At 65.2% G+C, this 18,049-nt stretch carries 16 protein-coding genes; 1 reads left to right on the plus strand and 15 read right to left on the minus strand.

Going from position 1 to position 18,049, the window contains the following annotated elements; genetic code table 11:
* Nucleotides 1-57: 57 nt before the first annotated feature.
* From VSR68_RS34690 to VSR68_RS34735, 10 genes are all read right to left on the minus strand, one after another.
* Entirely contained in the window at nt 58-1,122 is a 1,065-nt protein-coding gene (locus VSR68_RS34690; protein WP_342944081.1) for an aldose 1-epimerase, read from the minus strand.
* 270 nt (nt 1,123-1,392) lie between these two features.
* Nucleotides 1,393-2,355 (minus strand): SMP-30/gluconolactonase/LRE family protein, encoded by a 963-nt coding sequence (locus tag VSR68_RS34695; RefSeq protein ID WP_342944082.1) that lies wholly within the window; start codon nt 2,353-2,355, stop codon nt 1,393-1,395.
* Nucleotides 2,352-3,152 carry an SDR family oxidoreductase gene (locus VSR68_RS34700; protein WP_342944083.1) on the minus strand — a complete coding sequence of 267 codons (801 nt, stop codon included), beginning with the start codon at nt 3,150-3,152 and terminating at the stop codon, nt 2,352-2,354. Before VSR68_RS34700 ends, VSR68_RS34695 begins: the two co-directional genes overlap by 4 nt.
* Nucleotides 3,153-3,189: 37 nt before the next feature.
* Nucleotides 3,190-4,206, minus strand: a complete 1,017-nt coding sequence (araH, locus tag VSR68_RS34705) for an L-arabinose ABC transporter permease AraH (RefSeq protein WP_087735180.1) — start codon at nt 4,204-4,206, stop codon at nt 3,190-3,192.
* Nucleotides 4,207-4,334: 128 nt separating this feature from the next.
* Nucleotides 4,335-5,849: an L-arabinose ABC transporter ATP-binding protein AraG gene (araG, locus tag VSR68_RS34710; protein ID WP_342944084.1), complete on the minus strand. Its 1,515-nt coding sequence runs from the start codon at nt 5,847-5,849 to the stop codon at nt 4,335-4,337.
* Between the two features lie 209 nt (nt 5,850-6,058).
* Entirely contained in the window at nt 6,059-7,033 is a 975-nt protein-coding gene (locus tag VSR68_RS34715) for an arabinose ABC transporter substrate-binding protein (RefSeq protein ID WP_342944085.1), read from the minus strand.
* A gap of 183 nt (nt 7,034-7,216) precedes the next feature.
* Complete coding sequence (locus VSR68_RS34720) at nt 7,217-7,993, minus strand: SDR family oxidoreductase (protein ID WP_342944086.1); 777 nt, start codon at nt 7,991-7,993, stop codon at nt 7,217-7,219.
* Nucleotides 7,990-8,670, minus strand: a complete 681-nt coding sequence (locus VSR68_RS34725) for a 2-dehydro-3-deoxy-6-phosphogalactonate aldolase (RefSeq protein WP_342944087.1) — start codon at nt 8,668-8,670, stop codon at nt 7,990-7,992. Before VSR68_RS34725 ends, VSR68_RS34720 begins: the two co-directional genes overlap by 4 nt.
* Nucleotides 8,671-8,751: 81 nt before the next feature.
* Entirely contained in the window at nt 8,752-9,807 is a 1,056-nt protein-coding gene (locus tag VSR68_RS34730) for a 2-dehydro-3-deoxygalactonokinase (RefSeq protein ID WP_342944088.1), read from the minus strand.
* Nucleotides 9,804-10,820 (minus strand): IclR family transcriptional regulator, encoded by a 1,017-nt coding sequence (locus VSR68_RS34735; RefSeq protein WP_342944089.1) that lies wholly within the window; start codon nt 10,818-10,820, stop codon nt 9,804-9,806. The genes VSR68_RS34730 and VSR68_RS34735 overlap by 4 nt, the downstream gene beginning before the upstream one ends.
* A 563-nt stretch (nt 10,821-11,383) precedes the next feature.
* Here VSR68_RS34735 and VSR68_RS34740 point away from each other — a divergent pair.
* Nucleotides 11,384-11,899, plus strand: coding sequence for an outer membrane protein (locus tag VSR68_RS34740; RefSeq protein WP_342944090.1), 516 nt, complete (start codon nt 11,384-11,386; stop codon nt 11,897-11,899).
* Nucleotides 11,900-11,976: 77 nt separating this feature from the next.
* Here VSR68_RS34740 and mtgA read toward each other — a convergent pair whose 3' ends face one another.
* The 5 genes from mtgA to mpl form a co-directional block, all read right to left on the minus strand.
* Nucleotides 11,977-12,711, minus strand: coding sequence for a monofunctional biosynthetic peptidoglycan transglycosylase (gene mtgA / locus VSR68_RS34745; protein ID WP_342944091.1), 735 nt, complete (start codon nt 12,709-12,711; stop codon nt 11,977-11,979).
* A 49-nt stretch (nt 12,712-12,760) separates the two neighbouring features.
* Entirely contained in the window at nt 12,761-13,630 is an 870-nt protein-coding gene (gene aroE / locus VSR68_RS34750) for a shikimate dehydrogenase (protein ID WP_342944092.1), read from the minus strand.
* On the minus strand, nt 13,627-15,738 hold the full coding sequence (locus tag VSR68_RS34755) for a ribonuclease catalytic domain-containing protein (RefSeq protein WP_342944093.1): 2,112 nt from the start codon (nt 15,736-15,738) through the stop codon (nt 13,627-13,629). Before VSR68_RS34755 ends, aroE begins: the two co-directional genes overlap by 4 nt.
* A 128-nt stretch (nt 15,739-15,866) precedes the next feature.
* Nucleotides 15,867-16,469 carry a YqiA/YcfP family alpha/beta fold hydrolase gene (locus tag VSR68_RS34760; RefSeq protein ID WP_342944094.1) on the minus strand — a complete coding sequence of 201 codons (603 nt, stop codon included), beginning with the start codon at nt 16,467-16,469 and terminating at the stop codon, nt 15,867-15,869.
* On the minus strand, nt 16,466-17,887 hold the full coding sequence (mpl, locus tag VSR68_RS34765; protein WP_342944095.1) for a UDP-N-acetylmuramate:L-alanyl-gamma-D-glutamyl-meso-diaminopimelate ligase: 1,422 nt from the start codon (nt 17,885-17,887) through the stop codon (nt 16,466-16,468). The genes VSR68_RS34760 and mpl overlap by 4 nt, the downstream gene beginning before the upstream one ends.
* Between the last annotated feature and the right edge of the window lie 162 nt (nt 17,888-18,049).

The following is an 18,049-nucleotide window of genomic DNA, read 5'->3' on the forward strand; positions in this document are numbered from 1 at the left end:
GCGGGAAATGGAGCCACGGGGCGCGGAATCGACACCACAATCACGAGAGCGCCGTGCTCATTGCCCGCGCTTCGCGCCGCGTCCGCCCGCCATCGCGCGCAGTCCAGTCCGCTCGACGGTAAAGCTGAACGAGCGCGCGAGCCGCTCGCCGCGCGCGAGCATCGTCATGCCGTTGTCGGCCGCGCCGCCGGGCAGGTTCATCGCGTTGATCGGGTGATCGACGGGTTCGAAGCAGAAGAAGTCCTTCGACGTCGGCGTGTAGAGGATGTAGTACTCGGTGCTCGTTGACATCGTCAGCGACAGCCGGCGCTTCGGCCACACCACCGTCGCGTGTCCGCTCCAGCCCGTGAACGCGTGATTGACGAACGAGCGCGGCAGCGGATACGCAACGCCGAACTGCCACGCGGGCGGCACGGGCACATGGCGTACGGGAAGCCAGTCGTCGCCGGAAAGCCACAGGCCCGCCGCCGCCGCCGAGAGTTGCGTGTCGCCATCGCGCACCAGAAACGGATGCACGCCGAGGCCGAACGGCATCGTCTCGCGACCCGTGTTTTCGACTTCGAGCGTAATGACGAGCGTCGCGCCTTCGAGCGCGTAAGTCTGCTTCGCGCGATACGCGTAGGGCTTGCCGTCGCGCCGGTCGAGCGTCAGCGTGACGCTGTCGTGATCGGCGGCTGCGACGTCCCACTTCGCGAGCCAGCCGTCGCCGTGAATGGGGAGCGGTTCTCCGTCGCGGTTGCACGGCACGTCGATGACACGCTCGCCCAGCGTGAATTGTCCGCCGCCGATCCGGTTCGAATACGGCAGCAGCGAATAACACGCGAGATCGTTCGCGTCGGTGTCCGCGTCGACATGGCGGCAGCGCCTGAACACGGGCACGAGCGTGCCCTCGTTGCGGAAGTCGAAGCGCGTGACGCCGCCGCCGAGCGTCGGCGCCACATCGAGCCGCAACAGGGAATTGGCGAGCGTCACGCACGCGACGTCGCCGGCGCTCGCCGCGCCGACCGCCACTGCGGACGTGCTCGGCCCGGCCAGCACCGGCTGCTGCACGGCGGCCGCAAGCCGCGCTCGCCGCGCGCGAGACTGAGGAGACGACGGAACAGCGGAATTCGCGACAGTCATATCAGGCTCCCATGAGAGGCATCGAACATCGCCATCGGCGCGTCGGACGGCAGATGGCGGCTTATGCGGGCGGCGCGGCGTAGCGGCCGCCTCTTGGGTCTTTGCTGCATGCTGCCCCTCGCGTGGACTTCCTTCGGGGCGCGGACTGCCCTGCTCCAGAATGCTTCTTTCGATCACGTGCTTCGTGTGCTTGCTTCGCGCATTTCATTTGCGCAATTGCTTCGACTACCGGCTGCTTCCGATACGCAGCGCGCATCGCACTCCAACCACTTACGTGCCTCGTCTTCCCGCGAGCGCCGCTGGCGAGCCTTTGAACACGGGCTCCGCCAAACCGCGCCGGCCCTGCGTCGCGACATACACGCCACCGGCGAGCGCATCGGCGGCGAGCGCCTGCGCGTCGAGCCCGACACGCGCGCTCGTCACATACAGCGTGCCCAACTGCGCGCCGCCCAACGCGACGCAACTGGGCTGCGCGGTCGGCACGTCGATGCGTTCCGTCTCGACGCCGCCCGCGTCATAGCGCACGACGCGTCGTCCGCCCCATTGCGCGTTCCACAGGCCGCCTTCGCTATCGACTGTCGAGCCATCCGGCTCGCCCGTCTCGTCGGTCAGCTTCGTGAACAGGCGCTCGTTCGCGACGCGGCCGTCCGCGTGGTAATCGCACGCGCGAATTTCGCGCGTCGGCGAATCGCAGAAGTACATCGTCGCGCCATCGGGGCTGAACGCGATACTGTTCGAAATCGCCGGCGATGGCAACGGCAAACGCTCCAGCGACAGATCGTGATTCAGCCGGTAAAACCCGCCGACGGGCTGCACAGGCGACGCTTCGTCCTTCGTGCCGAACACGAAGCGTCCCTCGCGATCGCAGCGCCCATCGTTGACGCGCGTGTTCATGCCCGCTTCGACATCGACGATGTGCTCGATCTGTCCCGTTGCAAGGTCGAAGAAAGCAAGCCGCGACGCGAGACCCAACAGCATGTAGTGCGGATCGGCGCACAGCGCGAAAGTCGACAGCCGCTCGGGCATGCTCCAGAACGTGCTGCGTCCATCGCGCGGATCGTACCGCCATAGACGCGCGCCTTCAATATCGGTCCAGTAGAAGAAACCGCCGCGCGCGTCCCATGTCGCGCCTTCGCCGAGCGCGCATTTCGAATCGACGAGCAGCGCCGCCTGTACGTTCGCCGCCGCGTCGTTCGTCGCGCCTTTCGTCCCGCTTCGCGTCGTGTCGCTCATGCCCAGCCTCCATCGACGATCACATCCTGCGCGGTGATCATGCGGCTGTCGTCGGCGGCGAGGAAAAGCGCCATCCGCGCGAGGTCTTCGGGCAGCAGCTCGGCGTCGATGCACTGGCCCTGCTTGATCGCGAGCCGGCCCGCATCGTCAAGCCACAGGCGCTTCTGCTTTTCCGTCATCACCCAGCCGGGCACCAGCGAATTGACGCGGACGTTGTACGGACCGAGATCGCGCGCGAGCCCGCGCGTGAGTCCCTGCACGGCCGACTTCGCCATCGTGTACACGGGATAGCCACCGTTCTTGAGCATCCAGCTGATCGAGCCGAGGTTGATGATCGAGCCGCTTCTCGCTGCCTTCATGTCGTCGGCGACGGCCTGCGCCGCGAAGAACTGATGACGGACGTTGACGGCGATGCCCGCGTCGAACGACTCGGGCGTGACGTCCTCGATCTTGTGGCGTCGATCGTTCGCCGCGTTGTTGACGAGCGTCGCGATGGGGCCCATCGCGGCGCGCACGTCGGCGATCGCTTTCCTCAGCGCGTCGATATCCGTCAGATCGACGTACAGAAACAGCGGCTTGTGGCGCGAATCGCCGAGCCGGTCGGCGAGCGCATCGCCCGCCGTTTCGTCGATATCGAAGAACGCGACGCGCGCGCCCTGCGCGACGAAGTGCTCGACGAACGACGCGCCGATGCCCGTCGCGCCGCCCGTGATCAGCACCGTGCGGTCCACGAGGCTCGGATAGCGCGCATAGACGCTGTGTTCATCGCGCGCGTTCGCGTTGGCCGGAGACGACATCGTTCGGTTTCCTTCTGACGTTGGTTGTTGCGCGCGATCAGTCGCGCGAGCCACGGTTCTTCAACTGGTCCAGCAGCACTGCCGCGAGCAGGATCGCGCCGCGCACGAGGTACTGATAGAACGCGTCGATGTTCAGCAGGTTCATCACGTTTTCGACGGTGCCCATGATGAGCACGCCGATCACGACGCCCGAAATCGTCGCGCGGCCGCCGAGCAGCGACACGCCGCCCAGCACGCACGCCGAAATCACGTTCAGCTCGAAGCCTTCTGCCGCGTTCGGCTGACCCGACGTGATACGCGACGCGAGAATCACGCCTGCCAGCGCCGTCACCGCGCCCTGGATCAGGAAGATGAAGACGCGCGTGCGTTCGACGTTGATACCGGCGAGACGCGATGCCTCCGGATTGCCGCCGATGGCGAGCGTATTGCGGCCGTACACCGTCGAGTTGAGCATGACGCCGAACGCGATGAAGCAGACCAGCGTCACCCAGATCGGCAGCGACACGCCGAAGAACGACAGGCTGCCGAGCGCGATGAACGTATCCGACGATACGCCCACCGCCTGGCCATGCGACACGATGAAGCCCAACCCGCGCACGATTTCCATCGTCGCGAGCGTCGTGATCAGCGCGTTGATGCGCAGGTACGCGATCACCGCGCCGTTCACGAAGCCGATGACCGCGCCCGCCACGACGGCCGCGAAGATCGCGATGAACGTGTTGCCCGTCGCGTTCAGCACCATCGCGCACAGCACGCCCGCGAACGCGACCGTCGAGCCGACGGACAGGTCGAAATCGCGCGACGCGAGACAGAACATCATCGTGCACGCGACCATGCCGATCTGCGAAATCGACAGCGCGAGGCCGAGCATGTTCTCGATCGAGAAGAAGTGATCGACGGTCAGCGACATCGTGATGAACATCACCGCGAAGATCACGATCAGGCTGTACTCGGTGATCTGCTGCCACCACTTCTGCTTGTCGCTGGCTTGCGGAATCAGCGCTTCGGCGGCGCTCTTGGCCGCCTGTTGCGCGAGGTTTTCTCTGGCTTGCATTTTGTTCACTCCTCCCGTTCCCCACGGGCTATCGGTCTATCGGGGCTGTCGTCCCGGTCGGATTCAGATCTCGTTCAGTGCTCATTCGCAGCAGTCGTTCGCGACTTGCGCAAACGTCCTGCACGAATTCATGCCGCTTGCGCCGTCGACGAACTCTTCGGCAGCGCGAGGCTCAGCACCGATTGCTCGGTCGCGGCGCCGCGCGACAACTCGCCGGAAATGCGCCCTTGCCGCATCACGACGATACGGTCGGACACGCCCAGCACTTCAGGCAGCTCCGACGAAATCATCACGATCGCGCAGCCGCGCTCCGCGAGTTGATAAATCACGTTGTAGATCTCGTGCTTCGCGCCGACGTCGATGCCGCGCGTCGGCTCGTCGAGAATCACCACCTTCAGATCGGGCTCGGCCAGCCAGCGCGACAGAATCGTTTTCTGCTGATTGCCGCCCGACAGGAAGCGAATCTTCTGGCGGCGGCTCGGCGTCTTGATCTTCAAGAGCTTGATGAAGCGGTCGGCCGTTTCGGCTTCCTTCTTGCGGTCGAGAAACACGCCCGCCTTCAGATAGTGACGGCGGCAACTGATGTTGATGTTCTCCGCCACCGACGCAATCGCCACGATGCCTTCTTCCTTGCGATCTTCCGGGCACAGCACGATGCCCTGGCGGATCGCCTCGCCGGCGCTCTTCACCTTGATCGGCTTGCCGTCGAGCACGAGCTCGCCGCCCTTCTTCGGGTCGTCGCCATAGACGAGGTGCATCAGTTCGCTGCGGCCCGCGCCGACGAGACCGAAGAAGCCGACGATCTCGCCGCGCCGCACGTCGAAGCTCGCGGGCTCGGCGAGCGGATGGCCTTCGATGTTCTTCGCCGAGAAGCGCACTTCACCCAGCTCGCGCGGCCGGTAGCCGTAGATGTCCGAGATTTCGCGGCCGACCATTTCGCTGACGATCGTGTCGCGGCTCACGCCTTCGAGCGTCGGATGCGACGCGACCTTGCGGCCGTCGCGGAAGATCGTGCATGCGTCGCACAGCTGGTAGATCTCGTCCATGCGGTGCGAGATGTAGATCAGCGCGCGGTTGTCGGCGCGCAGATCGCGCACCAGCTTGAACAGCACTTCCGTCTCGCGGTGCGACAGCGAACTCGTCGGTTCGTCGAGCGCGATCACGCGAGCATTGCGCATCAGCGCCTTGCAGATTTCGACCATCTGCCGTTGCGCGATCGACAGCTTGCGCAGCTTCGCGTTCGGATCGAGATCGACACCCATCGCCTTGAGCTGCTCGCGCACGTAGCGCTTCGCATCGGCCTTCTTCACGAAGCCGATCGTGTTGGGCAAGCGGCCCAGCAGCAGGTTTTCCGATACCGTCAGGTCCGGCACGTACTGCAGTTCCTGGTGAATCACCGCGATCCCCGCGGCAATCGACGCGCCCGCACTCGCGAAATGCACTTCGTTGCCGTCGATCAGCACGCGGCCGGAATCCGGCTGATATTCACCGCCGAGAATCTTCAGCAGGGTCGATTTCCCTGCGCCGTTTTCGCCCATCAGGCCGTGCACCTGGCCGGCGTGCACGTCGAAAGAAATTCCGTCGAGCGCACGCACGCCTGGAAACACCTTGCCGATATTGTCAAAACGCAGCGTCGCTGACACTTTGCCTCCTGTTGCTTCGATTGATCCTTCGTGCGGGCCGTCGTCGTCCGCGCAGTCGTCCGCGCGATCGTCTCCTGTCCGCCTGCACGACGGCTTGCCTTCGCCTGCTTCCGATCCGTTACGTCCTGCGCGCGGCGCGTGAATGCCGCCCCACGGCAATAACGCGCCAGCGTCCCCCAGCCCCCGTACATCGCAGCGAGGCCCCACATTTAACGCACATCGCCCACCTTTTCGCGCGTCGCGAGCATGCCCTGCGTCAGCGTGAGCTTCGGCGGTTCCTTGCCTTGCGTGATCCACGCGTACATCAGTTCCGACGTCTCTTCGCCATGGCGCTTCGGGCTGATGATCACGGTGCCGAAGAAGCCCGTCGGGTTCGGCTTCTTGAACTCGTTCAATGCCGAGTCCGCGCCGCCGATGCCGACGCCGATCATGTTGTCGGCCTTGAAGCCGCGGCCTTCCGCTGCGCGCACCGCGCCGAGCACGGCTTCGTCGTTCAGGCCGTAGGCTACCCAGTGCTTGAACTGCGGATTCTTCGTCAGCGCGATGTTCGCTGCGTTGAACGCGTTTTCCGTGTCGGTCTTCGCTTGCGGCGCGGCGATCACGTTGGCCTTCGGGAAGCCCGCTGCGAGGAGCGCATCGGTTGCGCCCGACGTGCGGTCGTGCGCCGTCGGCAACTGCTCGTAGGTCACGTCGATTGCGCCGACGTCCTTCATGTCCCAGCCGCGCTTCTTGATTTCAGCCGCGATGCCTTCGCCGACCTGCTTGCCGATGTTGTACGCCGAGATGCCCATGTGCGGCACCGATTCGATCGGCTTGCCCGCGCCGTCGACCAGACGGTCGTCCACCGTCATCATCTTCAGGCCATCAGCCTTCGCCTTCGCGACGATGCCCGGTCCGAGCTTCACGTCCGGCGTGCAGATCACGAAGCCCTGCGCCTTTTGCGCAGCGAGGTTGTCGATTGCGCTCATGACCTTCTCGCCCGACGGCGCGCCGATCTTCACCAGCGTGAAGCCCTTTTCCTTGGCGGCCGTTTCGGCGAACTTCCACTCGTCCTGGAACCACGGCTCTTCCGGCTGCTTCACGAGAAAGCCGATCTTGACCGGGTCGGCGGCTTGCGCGATGGGTGCGTTGAAGAGCACCGCCGTCGCCGCCGCTGCCAGCGTGAGGAAAATTCTGCGTTTCATAATGCGTGTCTCCTGACTAGTGAGTAACGAGAAGGTATTGGCCGCGTCTTCTTGTACCGGCTTTGACACACGCGGCCAGCGCGTCAAGCGGTCGACACCGTCGCCTCTTCTTGCGAGGCGCCTTTGCTGCTTTTCTTCTGTTCCTTCGCTACTGCTTCGTTGCGCTTTCTTCTTCCGTATCGCTCAGTCGTGATAGAGCGCCGAGCGCCCGCCATCAACCGTGATGCAACTCGCGTTGATGAACGGCGCTTCATCCGACGCGAGAAAGACAGCTGTCATCGCGACTTCCTCCGGCTTGCCGATGCGTCCCATCGGCTGCAGATCGAGCGTCGCCTGGCGCGCGGCGGTGGGATCGGACTGCGTATTCCACCAGTCGTGCGTCAGCTGCGTTTCGATGTAGCCGGGCGCGATCGCATTCACGCGCACGTTGCGCGGCGCGTACTCGATGCCGAGCGCGCGCGTGAGGCCGATCACGCCGTGCTTCGCGACCGGGTACGGAAAGCAGCCCGGAATGATCTTGAACGAGTGCGTCGACGCGATGTTCACGATGCTGCCTTCGCCGCGCTCGACCATCCCCGGCAGCACCGCGCGGCAACCGTTCCACACGCCGTCCAGATCGACGGCGAAACAGCGGCGCCAGTCGTCGTCGGTCATCGTCAGCGGGTCGCAAAAGACGTTGATGCCCGCGTTGTTCACGAGCACGCCGATCGGGCCGAACGCCCTTTCACCTTCGCTCACCGCGCGCTGCACGGAAGCCGACTGCGTGACGTCCGTCTGCACCGCGAGCGTCTTGCCGCCTGTTTGTGCCGCAATGTCGGCGGCCGTCTTTTGTGCTGTATCGATATCGAGCTCCGCCAGCACGACAGCCGCGCCTTCGCGCGCGAACGCCGCCGCGATCGCCGCGCCGATGCCGCGTCCCGCGCCCGTCACCAGCGCGACCTTGCCTGCGAGCCGGTTCATTTCTTCACGCCCGCGCGCGCGATGCGCAGGCCGTTGATGAACGCCTTCGCGTTCGAAGCCGTCGCCGTCGCCGGCTGGCCCGGCTTGTACAGCGCCGAGCCCAGCCCGAAACCGTTCGCGCCCGCGCTCAGGAACGGGCCCATGTTGTCCGGCGCGATACCGCCGACGGGAAGCAACGGCACGTCTTTGTGGATCACCGCGCGCCACGCCTTCACGATCTGGCAGCCCATCTGTTCGGCCGGGAACATCTTCAGCACGTCGGCGCCGTTCTTCAGCGCGAGGAACGCTTCCGTCGGCGTCGCGACGCCGGGTGCGCAGGCCATCGCAAGCGACTTCGCCGTCGTCACCACTTCCGGGTCGCTGTGCGGCATCACGATCAGCTCGCCGCCCGCCGCTTTCACGTCGTGCACGAGCTCGCCGCGCAGCACCGTGCCCGCGCCGACGATCGCATCGACGGGAATGGCCTGGCGAATGGCCGAAATGCTGTCGAACGGATTCGGCGAATTCAGCGGCACTTCGATGATCCGGAAGCCGGCTTCGTAGAGCGCGCGGCCGTGATCGGCGGCGTCGGCGGGCGTGATGCCGCGCATGATCGCGATCAGCGGACACGCTTCGAAAGCGGCCATCAGGCCGGCGTGCGGCTGATACGGTGCGGGCAGATTCAGATCGAGTTGCATGTCGGTTCCTATGTCGCTTGCTGTGTCAGTTGCTGTTCGTCGCTCGCCGCCTCGGGTCGCCTCATGTCGCTTCGGGCCGCTTCAGCTCGCCCGCGCGGCGCCCGACGCCTCGCCGACGAGGCCCGCTTGCGCCGCGATGCGCCACAAGCCGCGCTCCGTCGCGTGCCTGACGAGTTCCGCCCGATGGCAGCCGAACTGCTCGAGCGCGAGCCGATAGCGCTCGCACAGCGCTTCGTTGCCGATCAACTGCAACGAGCGGCCGGCGAGCGTCGATTGCTGTTGCGCGAGCGCGGCTTCGAGGCCGCTCAGTTCGTGGCCGATCAGGAGACCGGACAGATAGTCGGGTTGCTGCTCGCGCGTCAGTTGAGCCGTCAGGCCGAGCGTGCGCGTGCTGAAGATCGTCGCGAGCACGCCGGCCTGGCCCTTGTCGCGCGCGACGCGCACGCCGCGCAAAAACGCATCGGTGTCGGGAAGGTCGGGCGTGACCATCGTGCGGCCGAGAATCGTGTGCTCGGTGAGCGCCGCGAACACCTCGCCCGTCATGAACGTGTGAAAACGCTCGATCTGCGCGTTGCGCACCATCACCCATTTCGCGTGCGTGCCTGGCAGACCGATCAGCACGCCCTTGCTGGCTGCCGACGCACCGGCGTCCGACGCATCCGCGCAAGCCAGCGCGCCGAAAATCTGCGTTTCCTCGCCGCGCATCACGTTCGGCAGTTCGCCGTTCTGCAGCACGCCGGGCACGATGTTGAGCGCCACGCCGCGCGCGGTCTGCACGCGCACGATGCCGTCGACGAGCGCATCGGCGCTCGCGGGCGTATTCACATACGGCGCTTCTTTCCAGCCCTGCGCGCTGCCGACCATGCCCGCCGCGATCACGGGCAGTTCAGGCGAGCGGTCGAGCCACGCGCCGACGGCGGCATCGAATGCGGCATCGAAACCGCCTTCCGCAGCGGGGCGCGGCAAATTCATGATGCCGGCCGTCGATGCACGCGTTTCCAGCACCGCGCCGTTCGCATCGAACAGATACGCGCGCAACGAGGTCGTGCCCCAGTCGAGCGCGATCAGCGCGGCGCCGCCTGCCGGCTGGGCCGGCTCGGCGCGTTGCGTGGACAGGGTCGAACCCGTCTGAGTCATCGTTTGATCCTGCGCGTAGTCGGTTGCGGAACACGCCAGCCCAGTTCTTCGGAGATTGCGCGCGCTTCGCGCTGCACGACGGGGATCAGTTCGTCCATGCGTTCGAGCGACATGTACGGGATCGTGCTCGCCACCGACAGCGCCGCGACGATCGAACCCGACGCATCGCGCACGGGCGCGGCCACGCAGCGAATCGATGCTTCGTTCTCTTCGAGATCGAACGTGAAGCCGCCAGCCGCGTAGTTCGTCATGCGCTGCATGAAGGTCTGCTGGTCGGGGCGGTTGTCGGGCTTGAAGCTGACGCCCGCGAGCGCGCGGCGCGACGCGTCGAACAGCGACTGCCATTGATCGGGAACGAGGTCGAGCATCATCGCCTTGCCGATGCCCGTCGACGCGAGCGGCATCCGGTGGCCGACGCGCGAGCGCATTTCGAGGCCGCGCGTGCCGGGGATCTTGTCGATGTACAGCACATCGTCGCCGTCGCGCACGCCGAGATGGATGGTGTCGTGCGTCAGATCGGCAAGCGACTCCAGATGCGGACGCGCGACCGTCGTGAGCGGCATCTGTTCGAGCGCGATCGTGCCGAGTTCGATCAGCTTCGGACCGAGCAGATAGCCGCCCTGCACCTGGCGCAGATAACGCGCCTGCACGAGGCTGCTGACGAGCCGGTGCGTCGTGCTGCGCGTCGTGCCGAGCGCGGCGCCGAAGGTGCGCAGGTCGCGCACGCCGGCTGCGGCGGCTTCGAGAATCGCGAGGCCGCGCAGCAGCGTCTGCGTGCCCGCCTGCTGCGGCGTGATGTCGAGCAGCGTGCTCGGCAGGCCGATGCTGTCGGCGGGCGGCGACGGAACGACGGCGCCGTTCGCGGAGCGCGGCGCGGGCGTGCGCGCAGCGTCTGCCTTCTGCTTTCCAGGTGCTTCCGGTACTTGAGATGCTTCAGGCGCTTCGGATGCTGAAGACGCGTCCTGCACATCCGGCGCTTCTGACTCGGCGTGGGTGGTCATCGCTTTGTTCATGGCGGGTGGGCAACGTGCAGAGGGGAGTTACCGCGAAGTGCCGGCTTGGCGGCTCGCGTCCGGAGCGACTGGAAGTGGCGCGTGCAGCGTGTGCGCGGCGCGCGTGTCGTGCAGCAAGGAGCAGGAAGGCATGGCGTGGCGTCTCCAGTTTCATCCCGCTTCATGCGCCGCGCATGGCGCTGGCGACGAGGCGGTGTTTTTTGCCGATGTCGTTCGGCTTGTTGAACCGGATTGTAGGGCGCTTTTTTGAGATTCACCAACATATGAGCGTTGCGTTCATATGTTGGGATGTCATTGGCGAACGTGCTCGGGAATATCCGACAGAAATACCCCACCACCCTGCTACATGACGATAAGCGCCTGTAGTCAGAAATTAGCGAAATCCAAGACTGGGGATATGTGTTTCGGAGTCATCCGATGGAGAGTCCGCTTTTGCCTGCTTAGCCTGCTTACGCTCAAGCAAATCACTAAATGCTTTCGACAATTGGCGCATCACAGTCATATGCCGATCATTTTCGATTCGCTGGCACTCTCGCAACTCAATTTAAAATACCGATAAAATCATGAATCGATTCAAACCGCTATTTATATGCGCGGCAATTGTCGGCGCAGGCATGGCTCACGCGCAACCGACGCACGATCAGTTGGTAGCTGACTTCTCCGGTCCTTATGTCGGCGTCAAGGCTGGTGCGAACTTTTCGAGTGCATCGGGCGCGATGGCAAAGCCGTCGCACACGACGTTCTTCCCTGGCCTGGTGGTCGGCTACGGTTTCAATCTCGGCCCGGTGGTACTTGGCGCCGAAGCGTTCGCCGATCTGCATCACGGTTCCGCGACCTACAAGGACGGAGGAGTCGATGCAAAGATCGGTTATCCGATCGATCGATTCATGCCGTATGCGCGCCTTGGCGTGACCACCGACTGGCCCTCGTCGGCCTTCCATTACGGCATCGGCGTCGAATATCAATTCACGAAAAATGTGAGCTTGTTCTCTGAATGGACTCACGATGCAGCCAATGCACACAACACCCATTGGGTAAACAACAGCATTACCATCGGGGCGAATTACAGATTCAAATAATCCGGTTCGTCAAAATAAAAAACGGTGATTATCCGCGAAGATAATCGCCGTTTTTATTACACCTTGAAACCGGATAATCAATCCGGCAATTCCGCCGCGCCCATTCTGCGGGCGATCACCCGTGCGCGCTGCGCGAGATAGCCGGAGCTGCGATGCTCGTCGAAGTATTTCGGTCTCGGCAGCATCACCGCGAGCCGCGCCGACTGGCCAGCCGTCAGCTTCGCCGCCGACGTCTTGAAGTAATAGCGCGCCGCCGCTTCCGCGCCATACACGCCGTTGCCCCATTCGACCGAATTCAGATAGATCTCGAAAATTCGCTCCTTGTCCATCAGCGTCTCGAGCATCCACGTAATGATCAGTTCCTGGCCCTTGCGGATATAGCTTTTCTCTCGCGACAAAAACAGATTGCGCGCCAGTTGCTGAGTGATCGTCGAACCGCCTGCGACGATCTTGCCGCGCGCCTTGTTCCTCTCCCACGCCTGGAGAATCGCGTCGGTTTCGTAGCCGTTGTTATTGACGAAATTCGCATCTTCCGACGCGATGATCGCGCGCTTCAGATTGCGCGAGATCTGATCGTAGGGCATCCATATGTGCTGGATCGACAGATCGGGACGATCCTGCGACAGACGCCAGGCATCGGACCGCATGAACGCCGTCGACGGCGGATTCACGTAGTTCCATAACGCGATCTGCGCGAAGTAGAACAGCTGCGTCGCGAACCACGCGGCAACGAAGACCGCGACCGCGTAGGCCACCCAGCGCGTCGGCCCCGCATTCGACCCCGGCCTGCTCGCGCGCCTCGTTTTTGTCATTGTCGTCGCTGTGCCGTGAAGTCGGGGAACGCGTGGGCGCTGCCCGCGCTTACGCGCTTTGCGGCGCGCGCAGCATCTCGCGCAGCGCGGCGAGCACGGGCGCGCCATCGGGACGCACGCCGCGCCACACGAAGAACGACTCCGCCGCCTGTTCGACCAGCATGCCGAGCCCGTCCGCCGCGCGCGCGCCGAGCCGGCTGGCGTGCTGCATGAAGACGGTCGGCTGCGCGCCGTACATCATGTCGTACGCGAGCGTGCTCGCGCCGAACGCGCCGTCGTCGCACTCGGGCAGCGACGCATCGAGGCTGCTCGCCGTTGCGTTGACGATCACATCGTAGGCGCCGGGTTCGATCGCCTGCGCGCTGCCGCCCGTCAGACGGCACGCCGCGTCGCATGCCGCGCTCGCGAATTGCGCGACCAGCGCCTCGGCCTTCGATGCCGTCCGGTTCACGATGGTCAGCGTGTGCGGCTTGCGCTCCTGAATCGGCAGCACGACGCCGCGCGCCGCGCCGCCCGCTCCGAGCAACAGCACACGCGCGCCCGTGAGCGGCACGCGCAGATTCACTTCGATGTCGCGCACGAGGCCGAAGCCATCGGTGTTGTCGCCGTAGATGCCGCCGTCCTTGTCGAAGCGCAGCGTATTCACCGCGCCCGCCGCGGCCGCGCGCGGCGACAGCGACGTCGCGAACGCATGCGCGTCGAGCTTGAACGGCACGGTCACGTTCAGGCCGCGCCCGCCTTCGTCGATGAACGCGCGCACGTGCGCCGCGAACTGGTCGACAGGCGCGAGCAGGCGGCCGTATTCGACGGGCTCGCCTGTCTGCTCGGCGAAACGCGCATGGATGAACGGCGACTTGCTGTGCGCGACCGGATTGCCGATCACCGCGTAGCGGTCACGCTGGGTCGGCGTTGTGCTCATCTGCTGTGCTCCGTCGCGTCCTGGTTCACGTCCTTTTGATCGGCGGATGCCGACGAATCGTTGCCGGCCGCCGGCTCGCCTTCTGCGTTCGTCGCGGTGTCGGCTTCGGCCTGCGCTTCGGCTTCGCTTTCGGCGGATGCATCGGCGGCGTCGATGATCTCTTCGTCGCCCTCCTCCTCCTCTTCCGCGCCGCTCGTCACCGTCGGCGCATCGAGCACGTGCAGCGGACGCACCGACGCCTCGATCGTCAGCTCATCGACCGACATCACTTCGAGCATCAGCCGCGTGCCGCGTGCATGCACGCCGAGCCCCGGCACATGCAGCAGCAGCGGCACTTCTTCGAGCCGCACGAGATCGCCCTTCACCACCGACGCGACCACCTGCTTCCTGTTCTCCTGCGTGAGCCAGCGCAGACACCAGAAATACTCCATGCGCCGCTGATGATCGGCGTACGCGGTATAGGTGTCGTCGAAGCCCTGCACGACGGCGAACAGATCGGCGTCCTTCGGCTTGAACGGCGACGCGAGCTTGGCCGTCACGCCGTGCTGCACACACGCGATCAGTTGCCACTGGTTCACGAGGTCGACATACCGGCGCAGCGGCGACGTGCTCCACGCGTACTGCGCGACGCCGAGTCCTTCGTGCGGTGCGGCCGTCGTCTGCATGCGCGTGCGCTTCGGGCCCGTGGGCGCGCCGAACGCGCGCTGCGAGCGATAGATGCCCGGCACGCCGTGATCGTGCAGGAACGCGCCCCACGTCGAGTTCGCGAGAATCGCCAGTTCGGCGACGATCGTATCGAGCGGCGAACCGCGGCGGCGCGGTGTGATCGTCACGTGCTCGCCTTCGACGTAGAAGTTGAAATCGGTATTGCGCTGCACTTCGCGCTTCAGGCCGTAGCCCGCGCGCGCGACCTGGCGCTTCTCGAACAGCGACTGCGCGAACGGCCACAGCACCGCGATGTCTTCCTTGTGCGGATAGTCACCCGTGCCGTTGGCGAGCGCCTCTTCCGTCACGAGTTCGTCGAGCGTGTTGTGGCGCAGATTGTTCTTCACGTAGACGAGTTCGGCGCGCGTTTCGCTCGCGACGATTTCCTGCGTCTCGCGATTCACGATGCTGTACAGCGACAGCGCCGGCCGCAGACCGCCTTCGGCAAGCGTGAATGTGTCGACGACGGAATCGGGCAGCATCGTGATCTTGTCGCCCGGCATGTACACCGTTGACAGACGGCCGCGCGCGATCGCATCGACGGTATCGCCGCGCGCGATGCCGAGCGCGGGCGCCGCGATGTGAATGCCGATCCGCACGCGCCCGTCGGCGAGATGCTCGACGGAGAACGCGTCGTCGATTTCAGTCGTTGTCACGTCGTCGATCGAGAACGCTTCGACTTCGGCTTGCGGCAAATCTTCCGGCAGCTCGCCGACCGTCACGGCCGGGAAGCCGGTGCCATGCGGGAAGTATTCGGACAGGAAGCGCGCTTCGTGCAGCGCGCGCGCCGACGGAATGCCGCCGCATTCGAGCATCAGACGCGCCGCCGAAATGCCGCGCGCCGCCGCCGCGGCTTCGAGCGCCTTGTATTCGATCGAGTTCTTGTCGGGCTTCGTCAGCAGGCCGAGCGCCTTGCTCTGGAAGCCATCCGGCAGACGGCCCGCCTTCAGCTCCTCTTCGTAGCTCTGCTGGACGAGCGCCTGCTGGCGCTTGCGCTCGAGCGACGCGAGCGCCATCTTCAGCTGCTCTTCCGGTGCGCGCTGATACTGGCCGCGCCCCTTGCGTCGGAAATAGACGGGCGATCCATGCATGCGCAGGATCAGCGCCGCGCGCTCGACAGGCCCGAACGACGACTCGCCGAAATACTCGGCGCCGAGCGTCGCAAACGGAAACTCTTCTTCCGGCGCGCATTCCCACAGAAAGTCGAGATCGATGTCCTGCGCAACGGCGTCGGCCTGCTCCATCAGCTCGCCCGCCGTTGGCTTCTCGAACTCGATCAGCACGTCTTTCGCGCGGACTTTCGCGCGGCGTCCGCCAGGCAGCTCGACCTGGAACGCGTCGCCCTGACGCGACAGCACGCTGCCCGCCTTGAAACTGCCCGATTCCTCAAAGAAAACGTTCACTCAATACTCTCGTTCTGGCTTGCGTCGGCCGGCGCGCGGTGCTGCGTGATTGCGCGTCGGCGTCGTGTTCGGTGTGGTGCCCCGCAACGCGCGTGCCGGCCGGCGCGCACCGTTTGCGGATCATCGGATCATGCCGCCTCGCTTGGCGCGGGCGGCTCGGCGTCGGCGGCGTCGCAAAACGCGAGCACGTCGTCGACATAATCGGGAAACTCGCTGATCGCGTGGTCGCTGCCTTCGATCAGTTTCGTCCGCACGCCGGGATAGTGCGCGAGCATTTCGCGGTAATCGAGCACTTCGTCGCCGGTGGCGGCAATCAGATAATAGCGTTCGGGGCGCGTGACCGACGCAACGCCGAGCGCGCGCAATTCGTCCAGATGATGCTGCTCGACGACGATGCTGCCGCCGCCGTGCCACAACGGCTGCTCGCCGAGATAGTGGCTCAGGTCGCGCTGCGGCACGACGGCGGGGTTCAGCAGCACCGCGCGCCAACCGTGCTTTTCGGCGAGATGCGTCGCGAAATAGCCGCCAAGCGAGCTGCCGATCAACGTCACGTGCGACGGCCTGGCCGCCGCGACCCGTTCTTCGACGAGCGCCACGGTTTCGAGCGGCGACACGGGCAGCATCGGACAGCACCATTCGGCGCCGCGGCCGAGCGCGGCAAGCCGCCCGGCCATCACGCGCGCCTTGAACGAATTGGGCGACGAGCGGAAACCGTGCAGATAGAGAATCACGCGACGCCCCGCGCCTGCTCCGCCGGGCGTGCCGACAGCGCATCGAGCAGCTTCTGGTGGACGCCGCCGAAGCCGCCGTTGCTCATCACGAGCACGTGATCGCCGGGCTGCGCCGCCGCGACGATGGCTTTGACCAGCGCGTCGATGTCGCTGAACGCCTGCGCCTTGCCGCCCATCGGCGCGAGCGCTTCGGCGAGATTCCAGCCGAGCGCGTCCTTGCCCGCCGGCGCGCCGTAGCCGAACACGAGGTCGGCGTCTGCGAGGCTCGACGGCAGTTGCGCCTTCATCACGCCGAGTTTCATCGTGTTCGAGCGCGGCTCCAGCACAGCGAGAATGCGGATGTGTTTTCCGCTTTCGCCGCGGCCCACGCGCGTGCGCAGGCCGGCGATCGTTGTCTCGATCGCCGTCGGATGATGCGCGAAATCGTCGTAGACGGTCACGCCGTCGACGCTGCCGCGCACTTCCATCCGGCGCTTCACGTTGCGGAAGGTCGACAGCGACTTCGCGGCCTGCACGGGCGGCACGCCGATGTGGCGCGCGGCGGCGATCGCGGCGATCGCGTTCATCCGGTTGTGCTCGCCCTGCACCTGCCAGTCGACCACGCCGACGCGCTCGCCGCCGTGATAGACGGCGAAGCGTTCATCGACGGCGACACCGTCTTCAGCGGGCAGCGCCTGCCAGCCGCCTTCGACGCCGAAGCGTTCCACTTCGCTCCAGCAGCCGCGCGTCAGCACGCGTTCGAGCGCGTCTTCGCGGCCGTTCGACACGATGCGGCCGATACCGGGCACCGTGCGCACGAGATGGTGGAATTGCGTTTCGATCGCCGCGAGATCAGGGAAGATGTCCGCGTGATCGAATTCCAGGTTGTTCAGGATCGCCGTGCGCGGCCGGTAATGGACGAACTTCGAGCGCTTGTCGAAGAACGCCGTGTCGTACTCGTCGGCTTCGATCACAAAGAAGCTCGAATCGGTCAGCCGCGCCGACACGCCGAAATTCAACGGCACCCCGCCGATCAGAAAGCCCGGATTCATGCCCGCGTCTTCCAGCAGCCACGTCAGCATCGACGTCGTGGTCGTCTTGCCGTGCGTTCCCGCCACGGCCAGCACCCATTTGCCGTTCAGCACATGCTCGCCGAGCCACTGCGGCCCGGACGTGTACGGCAGTCCGCGATTCAGGATTTCTTCCATCAGCGGATTGCCGCGCGTCACCACGTTGCCGACCACGAAGAGATCGGGCTTCAGGTCGAGCTGCTCGACGCCCCAGCCTTCGATCAGCTTGATGCCTTGCGCCTCGAGCTGCGTGCTCATCGGCGGGTAGACACCGGCGTCGCAACCCGTCACCGTGTGCCCGGCGTTGCGCGCGAGAACCGCGAGACCGCCCATGAACGTGCCGCAGATGCCGAGGATGTGAATGTGCATAAAAGCTGTCGCGCCGCAGAGCGTGTTTTGCGTGGAAGAAGGTGCGCGCAAGGGGCCGGAAAGCCCTCGCGGCAAAGGACGCCTATTGTAACCGACAGGCTCGCCCGTTCCCGGTCGCGCGAGCTTTCCGAAACGCCGCCGAACACGGCTTCAAACCCTTGC

Origin of the sequence: Paraburkholderia phymatum (genome assembly GCF_038900715.1) — a bacterium.
Classification (GTDB): Bacteria; Pseudomonadota; Gammaproteobacteria; order Burkholderiales; family Burkholderiaceae; genus Paraburkholderia; species Paraburkholderia phymatum_A.

What these genes read in the sequence shown, in the direction of transcription:
- mtgA (WP_342944091.1), bottom strand. Translation starts at nt 12,711, where the DNA reads ATGACAAAAACGAGGCGCGCGAGCAGGCCGGGGTCGAATGCGGGGCCG.
- aroE (WP_342944092.1), bottom strand. Translation starts at nt 13,630, where the DNA reads ATGAGCACAACGCCGACCCAGCGTGACCGCTACGCGGTGATCGGCAAT.
- VSR68_RS34690 (WP_342944081.1), bottom strand. Translation starts at nt 1,122, where the DNA reads ATGACTGTCGCGAATTCCGCTGTTCCGTCGTCTCCTCAGTCTCGCGCG.
- VSR68_RS34720 (WP_342944086.1), bottom strand. Translation starts at nt 7,993, where the DNA reads ATGAACCGGCTCGCAGGCAAGGTCGCGCTGGTGACGGGCGCGGGACGC.
- VSR68_RS34735 (WP_342944089.1), bottom strand. Translation starts at nt 10,820, where the DNA reads ATGAACAAAGCGATGACCACCCACGCCGAGTCAGAAGCGCCGGATGTG.
- VSR68_RS34725 (WP_342944087.1), bottom strand. Translation starts at nt 8,670, where the DNA reads ATGCAACTCGATCTGAATCTGCCCGCACCGTATCAGCCGCACGCCGGC.
- VSR68_RS34740 (WP_342944090.1), top strand. Translation starts at nt 11,384, where the DNA reads ATGAATCGATTCAAACCGCTATTTATATGCGCGGCAATTGTCGGCGCA.
- VSR68_RS34700 (WP_342944083.1), bottom strand. Translation starts at nt 3,152, where the DNA reads ATGTCGTCTCCGGCCAACGCGAACGCGCGCGATGAACACAGCGTCTAT.
- VSR68_RS34695 (WP_342944082.1), bottom strand. Translation starts at nt 2,355, where the DNA reads ATGAGCGACACGACGCGAAGCGGGACGAAAGGCGCGACGAACGACGCG.
- VSR68_RS34715 (WP_342944085.1), bottom strand. Translation starts at nt 7,033, where the DNA reads ATGAAACGCAGAATTTTCCTCACGCTGGCAGCGGCGGCGACGGCGGTG.
- VSR68_RS34730 (WP_342944088.1), bottom strand. Translation starts at nt 9,807, where the DNA reads ATGACTCAGACGGGTTCGACCCTGTCCACGCAACGCGCCGAGCCGGCC.
- araH (WP_087735180.1), bottom strand. Translation starts at nt 4,206, where the DNA reads ATGCAAGCCAGAGAAAACCTCGCGCAACAGGCGGCCAAGAGCGCCGCC.
- mpl (WP_342944095.1), bottom strand. Translation starts at nt 17,887, where the DNA reads ATGCACATTCACATCCTCGGCATCTGCGGCACGTTCATGGGCGGTCTC.